Source organism: uncultured Sulfitobacter sp. (assembly GCF_947499945.1).
GTDB lineage: Bacteria > Pseudomonadota > Alphaproteobacteria > Rhodobacterales > Rhodobacteraceae > Sulfitobacter.
In genome coordinates, this window is record NZ_CANMQD010000006.1 from 22632 (window position 1) to 38526 (window position 15895).

General features: G+C 56.9%; 17 protein-coding genes. 9 read left to right on the forward strand and 8 right to left on the reverse strand.

Features of this window, described 5'->3' with window-relative positions:
* Positions 1–26 precede the first annotated feature (26 nt).
* Both Q0775_RS17725 and Q0775_RS17730 read right to left on the reverse strand, forming a co-directional pair.
* A complete protein-coding gene (locus Q0775_RS17725; RefSeq protein ID WP_298864165.1) occupies positions 27–644 on the reverse strand; it encodes a ferric reductase-like transmembrane domain-containing protein in 618 nt (205 codons plus the stop codon).
* Positions 645–649: 5 nt separating this feature from the next.
* Positions 650–1138: a twin-arginine translocation pathway signal gene (locus tag Q0775_RS17730; RefSeq protein ID WP_298864167.1), complete on the reverse strand. Its 489-nt coding sequence runs from the start codon at positions 1136–1138 to the stop codon at positions 650–652.
* 228 nt (positions 1139–1366) lie between these two features.
* On the opposite strand from Q0775_RS17730, the gene Q0775_RS17735 reads away from it, so the two are divergent.
* Positions 1367–1921, forward strand: a complete 555-nt coding sequence (locus Q0775_RS17735; RefSeq protein WP_298864169.1) for a CIA30 family protein — start codon at positions 1367–1369, stop codon at positions 1919–1921.
* A 61-nt stretch (positions 1922–1982) separates the two neighbouring features.
* Here the strand turns inward: Q0775_RS17735 and Q0775_RS17740 are convergent, their stop codons facing one another.
* Genes Q0775_RS17740 through Q0775_RS17760 form a run of 5 tightly spaced genes read right to left on the reverse strand, consistent with a single transcriptional unit; the run spans position 1983 to position 5642 of the window.
* Positions 1983–2417, reverse strand: a complete 435-nt coding sequence (locus tag Q0775_RS17740; protein ID WP_298864377.1) for a hypothetical protein — start codon at positions 2415–2417, stop codon at positions 1983–1985.
* Between the two features lie 40 nt (positions 2418–2457).
* A complete protein-coding gene (locus tag Q0775_RS17745) occupies positions 2458–2568 on the reverse strand; it encodes a DUF2474 family protein (protein WP_298864172.1) in 111 nt (36 codons plus the stop codon).
* The gene (gene cydB / locus Q0775_RS17750; RefSeq protein ID WP_298864175.1) at positions 2568–3569 is read right to left on the reverse strand and encodes a cytochrome d ubiquinol oxidase subunit II; all 1002 of its coding nucleotides are present in this window, start codon (positions 3567–3569) and stop codon (positions 2568–2570) included. The genes Q0775_RS17745 and cydB overlap by 1 nt, the downstream gene beginning before the upstream one ends.
* Before the next feature lie 11 nt (positions 3570–3580).
* The gene (locus Q0775_RS17755; RefSeq protein ID WP_298864181.1) at positions 3581–4990 is read right to left on the reverse strand and encodes a cytochrome ubiquinol oxidase subunit I; all 1410 of its coding nucleotides are present in this window, start codon (positions 4988–4990) and stop codon (positions 3581–3583) included.
* A 25-nt stretch (positions 4991–5015) separates the two neighbouring features.
* On the reverse strand, positions 5016–5642 hold the full coding sequence (locus Q0775_RS17760; protein ID WP_298864184.1) for a peroxiredoxin: 627 nt from the start codon (positions 5640–5642) through the stop codon (positions 5016–5018).
* 110 nt (positions 5643–5752) lie between these two features.
* Between Q0775_RS17760 and Q0775_RS17765 the strand changes: the two genes are divergently transcribed.
* From Q0775_RS17765 to sulP, 8 genes are all read left to right on the forward strand, one after another.
* Positions 5753–6214: an Rrf2 family transcriptional regulator gene (locus Q0775_RS17765; protein ID WP_298864187.1), complete on the forward strand. Its 462-nt coding sequence runs from the start codon at positions 5753–5755 to the stop codon at positions 6212–6214.
* Positions 6214–6885 carry a Crp/Fnr family transcriptional regulator gene (locus tag Q0775_RS17770; protein ID WP_298864380.1) on the forward strand — a complete coding sequence of 224 codons (672 nt, stop codon included), beginning with the start codon at positions 6214–6216 and terminating at the stop codon, positions 6883–6885. Before Q0775_RS17765 ends, Q0775_RS17770 begins: the two co-directional genes overlap by 1 nt.
* Positions 6886–6971: 86 nt before the next feature.
* The gene (locus Q0775_RS17775) at positions 6972–7184 is read left to right on the forward strand and encodes a DUF2892 domain-containing protein (RefSeq protein WP_298864190.1); all 213 of its coding nucleotides are present in this window, start codon (positions 6972–6974) and stop codon (positions 7182–7184) included.
* A 12-nt stretch (positions 7185–7196) separates the two neighbouring features.
* On the forward strand, positions 7197–7631 hold the full coding sequence (locus Q0775_RS17780) for a YeeE/YedE thiosulfate transporter family protein (protein ID WP_298864193.1): 435 nt from the start codon (positions 7197–7199) through the stop codon (positions 7629–7631).
* A gap of 3 nt (positions 7632–7634) precedes the next feature.
* Positions 7635–8072: a DUF6691 family protein gene (locus Q0775_RS17785; protein WP_298864196.1), complete on the forward strand. Its 438-nt coding sequence runs from the start codon at positions 7635–7637 to the stop codon at positions 8070–8072.
* Between the two features lie 17 nt (positions 8073–8089).
* Positions 8090–8971 (forward strand): MBL fold metallo-hydrolase, encoded by an 882-nt coding sequence (locus tag Q0775_RS17790; RefSeq protein ID WP_298864198.1) that lies wholly within the window; start codon positions 8090–8092, stop codon positions 8969–8971.
* Between the two features lie 13 nt (positions 8972–8984).
* Positions 8985–10658 carry a bifunctional protein tyrosine phosphatase family protein/NAD(P)/FAD-dependent oxidoreductase gene (locus Q0775_RS17795; protein ID WP_298864201.1) on the forward strand — a complete coding sequence of 558 codons (1674 nt, stop codon included), beginning with the start codon at positions 8985–8987 and terminating at the stop codon, positions 10656–10658.
* Between the two features lie 55 nt (positions 10659–10713).
* A complete protein-coding gene (gene sulP, locus Q0775_RS17800) occupies positions 10714–12429 on the forward strand; it encodes a SulP family inorganic anion transporter (protein WP_298864204.1) in 1716 nt (571 codons plus the stop codon).
* Positions 12430–12444: 15 nt separating this feature from the next.
* Here the strand turns inward: sulP and Q0775_RS17805 are convergent, their stop codons facing one another.
* Positions 12445–15894: a hypothetical protein gene (locus tag Q0775_RS17805; RefSeq protein WP_298864207.1), complete on the reverse strand. Its 3450-nt coding sequence runs from the start codon at positions 15892–15894 to the stop codon at positions 12445–12447.
* Between the last annotated feature and the right edge of the window lies 1 nt (position 15895).

Below are 15895 nucleotides of genomic sequence, written 5' to 3' on the forward strand. Positions count from 1 at the left end.
TGTGCGCCCGTCTTTTCTGGTATCTGTTACTCTTGACGGGGCCGAAAAATTCCACCTTGCAAGCGCTGTGTCACAAACAAGGTCACAACAATGACCGCACTGCTTAACGCCGCCTTCGAGAAAGTCTCCATCGTGCCGTCAATCAGCATCGCATGCATAACACTGCCCGTAACGATAATGAGGGCCAGTGCGGTGTGGCCCTTACGCCAGTTTCGCAACCCGATCCGCCGCCGCATCAGGGCCAATCCGCCAGAGGCAAAACCCGCCCACATTGCCACAACTCCCCAGACGGAAAACACTGTCGGCGAAGACAAGAGCAACGCATCGATCACGTCAGGGGGGCTTGTCACCCAAAGGCCACCCACATGCAGAACGACGCTCACCAGCAAAGCAGCACCGACAACGCGGTGCAGACGCCGCGCCGAGCCGAGGGATATGCCCGGCAAAAATCCGGATATCAGCAGCGGCTGGACCAGCAAAAGCGCCAAGGCGATTATGCCTGCAAATCCCCCGAGGATGTAGATGGAATCACGCCATGCCAAAAGTGGACTGTTGGCGGCAAGCCCAATGGGCACTAGCAGCGTGAGTATCACACCGACCCAGATGGACCCACGCCAAATCAGACTGGCTTTGGAAGATGTCACAATGCTCAGGCGGGCTTGAGAATGAAGTCTGCGTTGAGATTCGTGGCGCGAGCGTCTTGCATAATCGGGCGCAGGAATACCGTCACAAAACTTTCATCGTCATACGCAAGATGTCCATGCGCCTGACCGAATGCCGGCACAATCTGGGGCATCTCCAGTCGGAACATGCCGTTCTCATCGGTTAGCGTTGCACCGTGGCTTTCTGGGTCACGCTCACTTCCCTCAGTGGTATGCGCCCAGATCTGGATGCGCTGACCCGCAAGGGGCGCACCATCCCCTGCCCGCCTGACACTGCCCGTCATCCAAAACCCGCCGCCGCCAATCTTCTCGACAACAGGGGCACCCGCCTGATAATTGTTGGCACCACCCCGCATGGACGGGGTTGGCGCAAAACTTGTGGCAAACGCAGGCACAAGCAGCCCTGTCGCCGCAGCAGTCATCACGCCACCTGTTGCGGCCAAAAGCGAACGGCGTGTCATCAAGCGGTGTGTCATGGTATTCTCTCCTGTCCGGTTGCGGGTATTTTTCCTGAACTTAACATAGATAAGAGGCTCCGGTGGCATTTCGAGGTTTGCTTTCCAAATTGTGATAGCTGCACAAGATGGCAAAGCTAAAGCAGCCTGCAAGGTGATTTGATCGAATTGCGGGTATCCAAGCTACCAGTCACTTGCTTATGCCCGATCTGCGCTAGGTCTCTGCACAGGACTGATGGAGGAGCCAGAATGAAATTTCTAGATTTGCGCAACGCCGCATTGGCAATGCTATTGTTCTTGCCCACACTTACAGGTGCACAAGAGACCCTCGTCGAGCTTCCGCTCTCGGATCAAACCCGCTGGGAGTATTTTAGCGATCAGGTGATGGGGGGTGTCTCCGAGGGACGTGCCACGTTTGAAGAAGCGGCGGGAGCTCCCATTCTGCGCCTGACGGGCAGGGTTAGCACCGAAAATCGCGGCGGGTTTATTCAGGCCCGTGCAAAGTTGGAAGGCACACTCCCCACGGAGGCAAAAGGGGTCATTTTGAATGTGCGGGGAAACAACGAGACTTATTATGTGCATTTGCGCACGTCCCGCACGCTGCTCCCGTGGCAGTTTTATCAGGCCGCTTTCACAGCGTCAGAGACGTGGCAGGAGGTCAGAATTCCATTTTCGGATTTTGCACCCTACGGACGGCTCTTGGGCAAAACCTTCAAGGTAGAGAGCGTGCGCAGCGTAGCCATCGTTGCTTTCGGGAAGGATTACACAGCCGACCTTTCCGTAAAGTTTGTCGGGATTTACTAGCGACCGAGGACTTTGCCCCAAGCATAAAAGCAAGGGGCAAAGGTCAGCTTAGAGCCTGACATCAGAAGCTCATGACCGTGGTGTCATCCGCTACAATCGCAGCACCCATCGCATCAGGCGCGGCGGCAGTCACACCCTCAATCAATGCTGAGGCATCAAACCCCTTACCCGGCAAATAAATCGCGCAAACCTGCACCTTGAGCCCCTTTTGCGCCATCATCATCTGCATAAGCCCCTGAGGGCTGGCACCTTTTGGCGGCTGACCTGCTGTCGCAGACTCTGGTGCGTCTTTAAGAGCGATATCACCCGCTGGACCACACAAAAGCATCTCGGCCTGCGCACCCGCAGCCATGGCATTCATCGTGAGCACCATCGCCATCAGCTGGGTCTGCGGCTCGGCGCTGGTCAGAATCGTGATCAGCTTGTTCGGTCCATCAGCCTGTGCCGTCGTGGCGAGCCCGAGGGCCAGTGCAGAGGCGGTGAGAAGTTTTGAAATACGCATTTTGGTTCTCCTTTTTGATGCGTCAATTAGGTATTCAGGGCTTGATCGCCATTCGGATCACGTAGGCGACAATGCCGAGGGCAAGCACGCTCACGATCCAGAAAGCGACAAACCACGCGAATTTCTTGAGGGTGCTGCGGGGCATCAGTGATATCCCTCCGCCGGATCAATCTTGCCGCGAAACACCCAATAAGCGTAGGCAGTATAGGCAAGGATCATGGGCACCAGCACAAGCGTACCAACCAGCGCAAACCAAAGGCTTTCATCAGGTGCAGCGGCCTCTGCAATTGTCAGGCTTGGCGGCACGATATTGGGATAAAAGCTGATCCCGATACCGATGAAGCACAAGACAAAAAGGGTCAGCGCCGCCAAAAACGGCTGCCCGTCCTTACCCGCGTTAAGCCCCGTAAACAGCGCCCGTGCGGCGGCGGCCACAGCAACAGGCATCGCCACGCTCAGCACACTGCCGGGCAGGTTGAACCAGCGGGTGAAATATTCGGGATTCTGGAACGGCGTCAGAATGCTGACCACCCCGATAAAGCCGAGGGTTCCTGCCCCCAGCCACCATGCATATCGCTGCATCTGGCGCTGCAGCGCCCCTTCGGTTTTCAGGATGATCCACGTCGCCCCCAGCAATGCGTATCCCACCACAACGGCAAAGCCAGTCAGAATTGAAAACACACTCAACCAATCCCACCAGCCGCCCGCATAAGCGCGGTCCGCGACTTCGATCCCCTGAACCAGCGCACCGAGGGCGATGCCCTGCATGAACGCTGCAACCAGTGAGCCACCGAAGAAGGCAACGTCCCAGACGGGCTTCCACCGCTCGGTGCGCCAGCGATATTCAAACGCCACGCCGCGAAAGATGAGCGCCAGCAGCATCAGAATGATTGGCATATAGAGGGCGGGCATAATAACGGCATAGGCCAGCGGAAAGACTGCGAACAAACCGCCACCGCCCAAAACCAGCCATGTCTCGTTCCCGTCCCAGATCGGCGCGATGGAGTTCATCATGGTCGCCTTCTCCCGCTCGCCCTCGGCCAACGGGAAGAGGATACCCACCCCAAGGTCAAAGCCGTCGAGGATTACATAGGTGAGGACCGCAAAGGCGATGATCCCCGCCCAAATAAAGGATAGTTCAAACATCGTAAGGCTCCTTATTCGCCGGGGATTGCGTCGGGGTGGGTTTGGGCAACAGGCGTGATGCCTGCCGTGCGGATCGGCCCGTCCTTGAGTGCGGGATCGGCATGACCGGCAAAACTGTTCATCATACGCATCAGGTAAAACGTGCCGGCGCCAAAGACGAAGAAGTAAACCACGATGAAAGCCAGCAGAGAGGCAGCAACAGCGGGGGCAGCCACCGGCGCGAGGCTGTCACTGGTGCGCAGCAGCCCGTAGACGGTGAAAGGCTGGCGACCTACTTCGGTGGTGATCCATCCCGCAAGGACAGCGACAAACCCCATTGGCCCCATGCCAATCGCCGCACGGTGTAGCCATTTATCTTCATAGAGCCGCCCGCGCACTCGGCGCAGCAGGCTCCACGCGCCAAGGCCCAGCATCGCAAAACCCAGACCAACCATCACGCGAAAGCTCCAGAACACAATCGCCACGGGGGGTTCTTCGTCATCCGGAATGGTGTCGAGACCGTTGAGCGGCGCGTTGAGATCATGCTTGAGGATCAGACTGGAGAGTTTCGAGATCTCAATCGCATAATCGATCCGCTTTTCTTTTGGATTAGGGATGCCGAAGAGTATGAGCGGCGCACCGTCTGGGTGACTGTCGTAATGCCCCTCCATCGCCATGACTTTGGCGGGCTGATGCTCCAGCGTGTTGATCCCGTGAAAATCCCCCACCGCAATTTGCAGCGGTGCGACCACAACCAACATCCACATCGCCATAGAGAACATCCGCCGCGCAGGCGCATTGGCACGGTTGCGCAACAGGTGCAGACCACCAACACCCCCGACGACCAGCGCAGTGGTGAGGTAAGCCGCCAGCACCATATGCACGAGGCGATACGGGAAGGACGGGTTGAACACGATCTGCCACCAGTCTTCTGGCACAAATTGCCCCAACTCGTTCACGCCATAACCCGCAGGGGTCTGCATCCATGAGTTCACCGACAAAATCCATGTGGCAGACATCAGCGTGCCGAAGGCGACCATGGCGGTGGCAAACATATGCAGCTTGTCGCCCACCCGCTCACGGCCAAACAGCATGATGCCCAAGAATCCCGCCTCAAGGAAGAAAGCAGACAACACCTCATACGCCATAAGCGGCCCAAGGATCGGCCCCGTTTTGTCAGCGAACACCGACCAATTGGTGCCAAACTGGTAGGACATGACAATCCCCGACACGACACCCATGCCGAACGCCACGGCAAATATCTTTTTCCAATAGTTGAAAAGGGTAAGGTAGATGTCATCCCGCGTGCGCAGCCAGAGGCCGTTAAGCACCGCAAGATAGCTGGCTAGTCCGATGGAAAAGGCCGGAAATATAATGTGGAAAGACACCGTGAACGCGAACTGCATCCGCGCAAGTGTCTCCGCTGTAAAACTCTCGAACATGGTGTCTTTCCTTTAGCGTTTTAGGTCACAGAGTTACTTTTCTCAGGTAGGGGCGAATGGTCTCGTATCCTTGTGGAAATGCTTTGGTCGCATCAGCATCTGTGACAGATGGCGGAATAATGACCTGCTGGCCCGGCACCCAATCGGCGGGCGTCGCAATCTTGAACTTGTCACTGGTTTGCAGCGCGTCACAGACACGCAGAATCTCGTCGAAATTGCGCCCGACATTCATCGGATAGGTCATGGTGAGGCGAATTTTCTTGTCCGGATCGATGATGAAAACAGAGCGTACAGCGGCGGTTTCGCTCTCGCTGGGATGGATCATGTCATATAGTTTGGCAATCTTGAGGTCGGCGTCGGCCACGATGGGAAAGCGCAGAGTGGTATGCTGGGTATCATTCACATCTTCGATCCATTTCATGTGCTCGCCCACGGTGTCCGTGGACAGGCCAATCGGCTTAACCCCGCGTGCGGCGAACGCCTCGGCCAATTGGGCGGTGCGGCCCATCTCGGTCGTGCAGACAGGAGTGAAATCGGCAGGGTGGCTGAAGAAAAACGCCCACTCATCGCCGATCCAGTCATGGAAACTGATCGGACCAGTGGTTGTATCTGCGGTAAAGTCGGGGGCTGTGTCACCGATTCTGAGGCTCATAACGTATATCCTATATTTGAAATAGTGGTTTGATGAGTCGGAGATAGACCTGACCCTTTACAAAAGCAATAGTTTGAATATATCTTTTAGGTGCGACAACAGGATGCACCATGAAACTGACCAGCTATACAAACTACGCCATGCGCTCGCTCCAGCTTGCAGCGCTTAAATCACCCAACCTTGTGCGCGTGGATGACGTCGCCAGAATCCACAACCTATCGCGTCCACACATTATGAAAATCGTGCATGAATTGGGCAAAGCAGGCTATTTAGAGACTGTTCGCGGGCGCGGGGGCGGCTTTCGTCTTGCCCGCCCTGCAGGTGAGATTATTGTTGGCGATGTGGTGCGGATTACCGAAGGCCCCCTTGATGTGGTTGAGTGTTTTAATCGCGAAAAGAACACCTGCCCCTTGATTGGTGTCTGTGTTCTGTCACGTAAAATTCAGGAAGCGACCGCCGCCTTTATGGCCGTTCTGGACGACTTGACCATTGCCGATATCTCGGCGAACAAAGGACAGCTGATGGATCGCATCGCCCCACTGGAATTACCGACGACGGGCCAAACATCATGATGGATACCTCAGAGGATTGGATTGAACGATTCCCCGGCCTGTCGCGGCTTGAGCCCCCAATCAAGGCGCTGATCAAACAGCGCAGCACCATCGTCACAGCGCCAAGTGGTACCACCCTCTTTGGACCAGGTAATTCGCCGGAAAACATGCTGTTCTTGCTCGATGGCACTGTGCGGGTTCAACAGGTATCAGAGACGGGGCACGAAATTGTCCTCTACCGCATCGAAGCAGGCCAAAGCTGTGTGCTGACCACCGCCTGCCTGCTGGCCTATGATGACTATTCTGCCGAAGGGATCGCGGAAACCGCTGTGCGCGCCGCCGCTGTGCCACGCGATGTGTTCGACGATCTGGTGGCGCAATCCAAATCGTTCCGCGATTTCGTCTTTGCCGCCTTCTCCAAGCGCATCACAGACCTGTTTCTGGTGATTGATGAGGTGGCTTTTCAGAAGATGGACGTGCGTTTAGCCGACAAACTGGTCAAGTTGGCAAACAAGGACGGCATCGTCTCAACCACGCATCAGAAACTCTCGGTCGAGTTGGGCACCGCTCGCGAAGTCGTCTCGCGCCAGCTTCAGGAGTTCCAGCGGCGCGGATGGATCGCGCAGGCGCGGGGCAGCATCAGTCTTTTGGAACGCACGAAACTCGAACAACTCGCGCAACGCAACGGCTGAATGATTTTAGTCAATTGGTGACATTGTCACCGACCTATATTTTCCAAACTGCTATGTCCGGTATAACTTTTACAGGAGACAGAATCATGACCAAGAATATCGGCACCATCGACCGCGTCATACGCATCATTCTGGGGCTTGTCCTGCTTGCCGCGCCTTTCGTCAGCGGCCTCGCGCTGTTCAACTCTGGCATTGTGACTGCCATCGCCGTCATCGCAGGCATCGTTATGCTGGCGACATCAACCGTGCGGTTCTGTCCGATGTATCGCCTGCTGGGCGTCCAGACCTGCAAACTTTGATTGGATAAAAATATGATCGAGACTGTTTTCACACCTTTGCAATCGCTGACCGGCGGCGCCTTGATCGGTCTTGGGGCCGTTATACTTATGGCAACAATGGGCCGGATTATGGGGGCCACGGGCATCCTTGCCGGTATCCTACAGCCCAACGGCATGTCTGATTGGTCGTGGCGTGTGGCGGTCCTGCTCGGGATGGTTACTGGCCCCGCTCTGATGCAGCTGCTCACTGGCGACTTGCCTGAAATTCAGGTGCCTGTGTCGACCCTAATGCTGGTGATTGGTGGTTTCCTTGTGGGGATCGGTGTCACCTTTGGCGCGGGCTGCACGTCCGGTCACGGCGTTTGCGGGATGGCACGTCTGTCACCGCGCTCCATCGCAGCGACCATCACTTTTATGATCACCACAGGCATCACTGTTTATGTGATCCGCCATGTATTGGGAGCGTAAACAATGCGTTTGATTATCTCATACCTCAGCGGCCTGATTTTCGGCCTCGGCATCTCGCTCTCTGGCATGGCGAACCCCGCCAAAGTCATCAACTTCTTTGACGTTGCAGGCATTTGGGACCCCAGCCTTGCCTTTGTGATGGGTGGCGCAGTGATCGTCACGTTCATCGGCTACCGTGTGGTTCTCAAACGCCCCGCACCTGCCCTATCTGACAGCTTTCAGCTGCCAACACGCCGCGACCTTGACCTGCCCCTGATCGGCGGCTCAGCCGTCTTTGGCGTTGGTTGGGGCATTGCGGGGTTCTGCCCGGGCGGCGCACTACCCGCTCTGGGTACTGGCAACATAAACGTCTTCATCTTCACAGCAGCCCTTCTCGCAGGGATCGTCGCCGCCAAAATACTTCAATCAACCCTGTTCAATCGGGGCCAAGCAAAAGCCTGAATAATTGGAGAAACACTATGACCTATCCCGTTAATATGTCCGTCAAACCAGACGTATCTGCCCATTTCGACGAGGCAACAAACACGATCACGTACATCGTTAAAGATCCCGACAGCAATCACTGCGCGATCATCGACAGCGTGATGGACATCGACTACGCCGCAGGGCGCATCACCTATGATGCCGCTGACAAAATCATCGACGAGATCCAATCCCGCGGCCTGACGCTGGACTGGATCATCGAGACGCATGTCCATGCCGACCACCTGAGCGCTGCCCCCTACCTTCAGCAAAAGCTGGGCGGGAAAATCGGCGTTGGCGAAAAGATCATGGTAGTGCAGGAAACCTTTGGAAAAGTTTTCAATGAGGGGACCGAGTTCCAGCGCGATGGTTCACAATTCGATGCCCTGTTCAAAGATGGCGACACCTATACGATCGGCGGCATGCAGGCCTTTGCCATGTACACGCCCGGCCATACCCCTGCCTGTATGGTACATGTAGTCGGCAATGCAGCCTTTGCAGGCGATACGTTGTTCATGCCCGATGGCGGCTCTGCGCGTGCCGACTTCCCCGGTGGCGACGCAGGGGAGCTCTATGACAGCATCATGAAAGTGCTGTCACTGCCGGACGAGATGCGCCTGTTTATGTGCCACGACTACGGCCCGAATGGTCGCGCAATCCAGTGGGAAACTACAGTGGCAGAGCAGAAGGCAGATAACATACACGTCGGTGGCGGCAAAACCCGCGAAGACTTTATCAAGTTTCGCACGGAACGTGATGCAACGCTCGACATGCCAAAACTGATCATCCCGTCCTTGCAGGTAAACATGCGTGCCGGTGCAATTCCCACCGACAAAGACGGCAATCAAATGCTCAAAGTGCCTGTAAACGGCCTGTAAGCGGAGAGTGACCATGGAAATCAAGACCCTGACAGCTGGCCTTTCGGTTAGTCCGCAGATCGCGACAACCGATATGAAGGCAATCAAGAACGCGGGCTTTCGCGCGGTGATTTGCAATCGCCCTGACGGCGAAGGGAGCGACCAGCCTACCTTTGAGGAAATCGCAAAAGCGGCAAAGGCACAGGGTCTTGAAGCGGTCTATTTGCCCATCGTCGCTGGCATGGTCCGCGACGAGGACGCGGCAGAGTTTGACACTGCTCTCACCGCGTTGCCCGGCCCTGTGTTGGCCTATTGCCGCACAGGCACCCGCTCTGCCACTTTGTGGTCGCTGGCCCAAGCGGGCAAGCGCAGCGTCGCCGATATCCTCGCGGCAACCAAAGCGGCCGGATACGACATGGCGGGTGTTGTGCGCCGCATCGTGAATGGCGGCAAAACCCCGACCGACACGGGTGATGCCTCATACGAAGTGGTGATTGTGGGTGCGGGTGCAGGTGGCATCGCCGCCGCCGCCAGCCTCAAAGCGCGCAAACCGGGCCTTGAGATCGCAATCATTGATCCTGCCGATATCCATTACTATCAACCCGGCTGGACTATGGTGGGGGGTGGTATTTTCGACGCGCAGTCCACCGCCCGCACCATGGGCTCACTCATCCCCAAAGGGGTGCATTGGATCAAATCCGCCGTCGCCGCCTTCGAGCCTGATAATAATGCCGTGATCCTCGATGGCTGCCGTGTGGTGAAATACAAGCGCCTCATCGTCTGTCCGGGGATCAAGCTGGACTGGAATGGCATTGAGGGTCTGGTCGACACACTGGGCCACAACGGCGTGACCTCGAACTACCGCTACGACCTTGCACCCTACACATGGCAGTTGGTCGAAAAGATGAAGCAGGGCCGCGCAATTTTCACCCAACCGCCGATGCCGATCAAATGCGCAGGTGCGCCGCAAAAAGCGATGTATTTGTCAGGCGATGCTTGGCACCGCCGCGGGGTGCTCAAGGATATCGACATCCAGTTTAACAATGCTGGTGGCGTGCTGTTCGGGGTCAAGGATTACGTGCCCGCCCTCATGGAATACGTCAAAAAATATAATGCACATCTGAACTTCTTTCACACGCTGGTCGCGGTGGATGGCCCTGCCAAAAAGGCGTGGTTCGATGTGGCAAAGCCTGACACCCCCGTCGAGCGGATCGAGATGGAATTTGACATGATGCATGTCTGTCCACCCCAGACTGCGCCAGATTTCATCCGCGTCTCGCCGCTGGCCGATGCGGCGGGATGGGTCGATGTGGATCAGGCGACTTTGCGCCACAAAACCTATGACAATATCTGGTCGCTGGGGGATGTGATGAATGCGCCCAATGCCAAAACCATGGCCGCTGCACGTATTCAGGCGCCCATTGTTGCCGAGAATATGATCGCCGACATGCGTGGCGCATCGCCCAAGGCGCAATACAACGGTTATGGCTCCTGCCCGCTCACCGTTGAGCGGGGCAAGATTGTGCTGGCAGAATTCGGCTATGGCGGCACGATGTTGCCCAGCTTTCCCAAAGCGATCATTGACGGCACCAAACCTTCGCGTGCCGCATGGTTCTTGAAAGAAAAGATGCTTCCCCCGATCTACTGGAAGGGCATGCTCAAGGGACGCGAATGGATGGCGAAACCCGAAAAAATTACCGCACAGTAACCCTCAGACCGTCCCTGAAACGATCACCGGGACGGTCCACAAATTCGAGAACAGCATGACCCTTTCACAATACTTTCCCATCTTCACTTGGGGGCGTGCCTATACCCGCACTGCTCTGTCCAATGATCTGATGGCGGCCCTGATTGTGACGATCATGCTGATCCCGCAATCGTTGGCCTATGCGCTGCTTGCAGGCTTGCCGCCCGAGGCGGGTCTTTACGCCTCTATCGTGCCGATCATGCTGTATGCGGTGTTCGGGACCAGCCGCGCCTTGGCTGTGGGGCCCGTCGCTGTGGTGTCACTCATGACCGCCGCCGCGCTGAGCAATATCGTGGAGCAAGGGACGATGGGATATGCCGTTGCTGCTCTGTCACTGGCGGGCCTGTCGGGCGTTATCCTTTTGGCGATGGGGCTGTTTCGCCTTGGGTTTGTCGCCAACTTCCTCTCCCATCCTGTGATCGCGGGGTTCATAACGGCCTCTGGCATCATTATCGCTGCCAGCCAGCTCAAGCATATTCTGGGGATCGATGCACAGGGCCATAACCTGCTGGAACTGGTGATTTCGATTTTCGAAAATCTTTCCACAACAAACTGGATCACCGCCCTCATCGGCATCCTTGCCACCGCGTTTCTGTTCTGGGTGCGCAGGGGGCTGAAACCTCTGCTCACAACTCTGGGATTGGGGGCCACCCTCACAGGCGTCATGGTAAAAGCAGGCCCAGTCCTTGTGGTGGTCGCCACAACTCTTGCCGTCTGGTTGTTTGGTCTTGCAGAAAGTGGCGTAAAAATCGTCGGCGAAGTTCCGCAAAGCTTGCCACCACTGACCCTGCCCTCCTTCTCTCCCGATTTGCTGGGCCAGTTGCTGCTGCCTGCTTTCCTTATCTCGGTCATCGGCTTTGTCGAATCCATCTCTGTGGCCCAAACACTCGCTGCGAAAAAACGCCAGCGTATCGACCCTGATCAGGAATTGATCGGTCTTGGGGCAGCTAATATCGGTGCATCACTTACAGGAGGCTTTCCTGTGACGGGTGGTTTCTCACGCTCCGTCGTGAATTTCGATGCAGGGGCCGAGACACCCGCCGCGGGTGCCTTTACCGCCGTGGGGCTCGCCATCGCGGCGCTGGCGCTCACACCGCTCATCTACTTTTTGCCCAAGGCGACACTCGCCGCGACCATCATCGTGGCGGTCCTCAGCCTTGTGGATTTCTCGATCCTCAAACGCAGTTGGGCCTATTCAAAGGCGGATTTTGCCGCCGTGCTTGCTACGATCCTGATCACGCTCGGCATGGGTGTCGAGGCGGGTGTCTCGGCGGGTGTGGGCCTCTCGATCCTCCTGCACCTCTATAAATCATCCAAGCCGCATATTGCAGAAGTGGGCCAAGTGCCCGGAACAGAGCATTTCCGCAACATCTTGCGACATGACGTGCTCACCCACCCCGAGATTGTGACACTGCGCGTCGATGAAAGCCTCTATTTTGCCAATGCGCGTTTCCTAGAGGAAAAGATTCAAAACCGTGTGGCGGCGGACAAGACAGTCCGCCATGTGATCTTGCAATGCTCTGCCATCAACGAGATTGATTTTAGTGCGTTGGAATCGCTGGAGGCGATCAACGAACGCCTCGACGAGATGAATGTGAAACTGCATCTCTCCGAGGTCAAAGGACCTGTCATGGACCGTCTGCAACGCGCACATTTTTTATCGGACCTGACAGGTCAGGTGTTTCTATCCCAATATGAGGCGGTTGAGAGTTTGATGAAAAGCGGGGGATAACACCCCCCGCCCCTCTTAGAACTTCGCGATGAAGTTGACGAACACGCCCTCATCATCATAGGTCAGATCTGTCAGATCATCCGAAAAGCTGCCCGCGTTGTAACCGATACCAAGCTTCACGTTGTTCCCGATATGACGGTATGCGGCGCCTAGAACGCCAAACTCTGAAATTCCCGCATCGGACGCCTCAAGATAGCGGCCCTCGATCAACAAATCCCATTTATGGGTCAGGTGATAGCGTGCGTTGATCACCCCGAGGTAAGCATCGTTGTCGGCCAGCGCGATAGTGTCATCCGGTGAGGACTGGCCCCAACGTCCACCAATCTTTGCGCCTAAGGTCCACTGCTGATTCAGGTCATAATCCGCATCCAACGACAGCACATGGCTGGTTTGGCGCGGCCCCCGCTCGGTCGTGCCTTGGAGGTCCTGACCGACGGTATCCTTGAGAAAGCGGTACTTGAACAGAATATTCAGGCGGTCGTTATCGACAGGCCTAAAGGCATATCCCGCTTGCACATCCACATATTGACCTGTTTGCAGCGAGGTATTGTCGGTATCCGTATCCGCATAATCGACCGAGAACAAAAGACGCTGGCTTTCGTCAATCTTATAACGCGCAGACCCCACAAACAGGAACGCGTCGCTGTCGCGGTTGGTGCCCGATGTCTCGCCACGGTCGCGGCGGAACTCGGCGCGGGCACGCCATGACAGGCCGCCCTCATCCTCATACCGCGCCCCCATCGACAGCGCCTTGCGGTCGAAATCGCCATTCACAGCATCACGCACCTGCCCGTATTCATAGCTGCCCAAGAGGGTCAGCTGCTCGGTCGTGCGGTATTCGACCCCGTAGGTGCTGGTCAGGGATTTGTGACGGCCAAACATGTCGTAGGTGTTCTCGCCATAAACATCGACATCCTCGCTCACACTGCGACGACCACCCGCCACATATTGTCCCCCATCACGACCCACCAGATCGGTGCCCGCAAACTCACGCCCTGGATCAAGGCGGTAGCCAAAGTACATGTTGTCAGTGTCGTTCTGCTGGTAGGTCAGCAATGCCGCCCCCGCTGCACCGAGCGAGCCATCAGAGAGTTCCCCCTCAAACGACCACTTCTTGGACAAGCGATAGCGCAGACCCGCGCCAAGGCGGTTGTTCTGCTCGAGACCGCCGGACCGCTCAACCGTCCCTTGACCGTAAACATACCAAGCAAAATCCTCACTCTCGGTGAAGGTGGCGCGCACAGCGACATCCGTGCGGCGGCCGTTCTCTTCAGCTGTTCCCGCCGGAGTAACCCGCTCCAGATGCTCGGCACCGAATTGCAGCTTCACACGCTCGGACAAAAGATAGGCCAGCTCGGCCCCGCCTTCGCGTTTGATCCGCCCGTCCGCATCTTCAAAACTGTCGTAATAGAAGCGGTAGGAAAGCTGCTCACTTGGCGCGATATCAATCGCAACACCGTAAAGTTCCTCATCCACCCGCGTCTGGTAATCCAGCGTCGAGAAACCCGCATCGCGGTTCTCGAAATAGGCGGAGATCGTGCCAGGAACATTCAGGCCCAACTCTTGCAAGTCCACCTGAGCACGGACCGACACAGCATCGCCCGTGCCATCGGTAATCCCCGCAGTCGGATCGCTCTGCACAATCAAACCCCCATCGGTGGAGAAGGTAGAGCCAAAGCCCGGCCCCTCGGTCTGGGCGAATTCAAGCTCGAGATAGCTGCGCTCGGACAGCTCCCACAACAGGTCAACAGATTGCGCCGTTTGATCGGCCACATCCGTCTGCTCGACAATGCCGGTATAGCCAAGGCGCAAGTTATCGCTCAGCCACGCTTCACCGCGACCACCATAGCTATAGCCGTCCACATCCCCCGCAACGGGCGTGTATTCGTAGTTCGCCACCAACAGCACATCAAACTCGCCACCCGGTTGGGTGACAACAGTGCCCGACCCCGTCGAGCCCGTCAGCGGTTCGGACAGGATGATCGTCCCTTGCAGATAATTAATGCGGTAATCGCGCCCTGCAGTCAGGAGGCGCGTCTCAACCACGCGACCCGTATCAGAATCACGGATTTCAATGCTCAGCGTCTCGGAATCAACCGAGATATCCTGCCGTTGCAGAAAGTAGACCGAGCCGCCCGTGCCAAGGAAACTGTCACGACCGGGCAAGTTGTCAGGATTGGCCGCATAAGCCTCAAGCGACAGGCGCGACTGACCCCGCGACGTGGTTTGCGGGCTGCGGTAGACACCCTGCGCCCCGTAAAGTGTGCGCTCGTTGCGCAGGTAATATCCGCCCGAAACACTGGCCTTGTAGTTCCCCCACATGATGTGGCTGCCGTCGCGCTCGGCCCGCAGATAGAACTTGCCGTCAGTCGGTGCGCCCTCCTCATAGGTGCTGTCATCGCCATAGGTCGGATAGGCATTCTCGCGCTGCAAGCGTAGCAGCACGTTGTAGGGGTCTTTTTCATCCAGATCGCGCAGCAGGTTCGATAGCTCGTCCTCGCCCGTATCAATCGAACCTGTTAGGGTCCAACCGTTTTGCGTCTTGCCCTTTGCATACCCCGCAATACGCCCAAAGCTATAGCTACGATCATAATCCGTTGCACCCGCAGCGGTAACGCCACCATCAAGGCGGCGGGCGTATGTCAGATCGACGATGCCCGTGTAAAACCATTCAGCACGCGGGATGAAAATGTCGCGCTCGACATATGTATCCTCCCCTGCGCCGCTCACCTGTACGGCAACGGCCTGATCACCCGCTGGCAAGATACGTTGCAACACAAAAGCACCCGAAGCATCGGGGCGGATGACCTCACCCAGCGTGTTAACGGTCGCCCCTTGGCGCACGTCTGTCCCGCTGACCGTCACAGCACCGCCATAGACGGGAATGCGGCGGATGCCGCCTGCGTCTTCGCCCAACTCTGGCGGCGGCGCGTCAATATCGGTCTGCTCGCCAATATTGGCGACCCGCAACGGCAAGGGCCGCGTCTCATCAAAGCGGCCATTGGCGTCATAGACACGGTAAACCATGACAAGGTTCTCACCTTCGGGCAACCGAATATCCGCCGTCCCATTTGCCATAATCGGCTCTTGCGCCACCACACGACCACCGCCACGCGCGGCCAGATCAATCACACGAATTTCACCGCGTGTGACGTAAGCCGGATAGTTCATCTGGCTCTGCACGCTCATCACTTCGCCTGCACGCGGACTGCGGGCATTGGTGACGAGTGCGGTCAATCGCGGCTCGACTTCCAAACCGTCAAAACGCACCTGCAGCTTGGCACGTTCCAACACGCGGTCTTCACGCGCTTTGGACGTCGACAGACGCGGATCACCCGATACCGTCTCTCCCCCAATGGAAATGCTGAAGCCCGATCCAACCTGCGCATGCGAGGCCACCGTCAGCGCCAACAGCGACACACCTGTAAACACAGCGAGGCGGGGGAATTTCATCTTGATACTCATT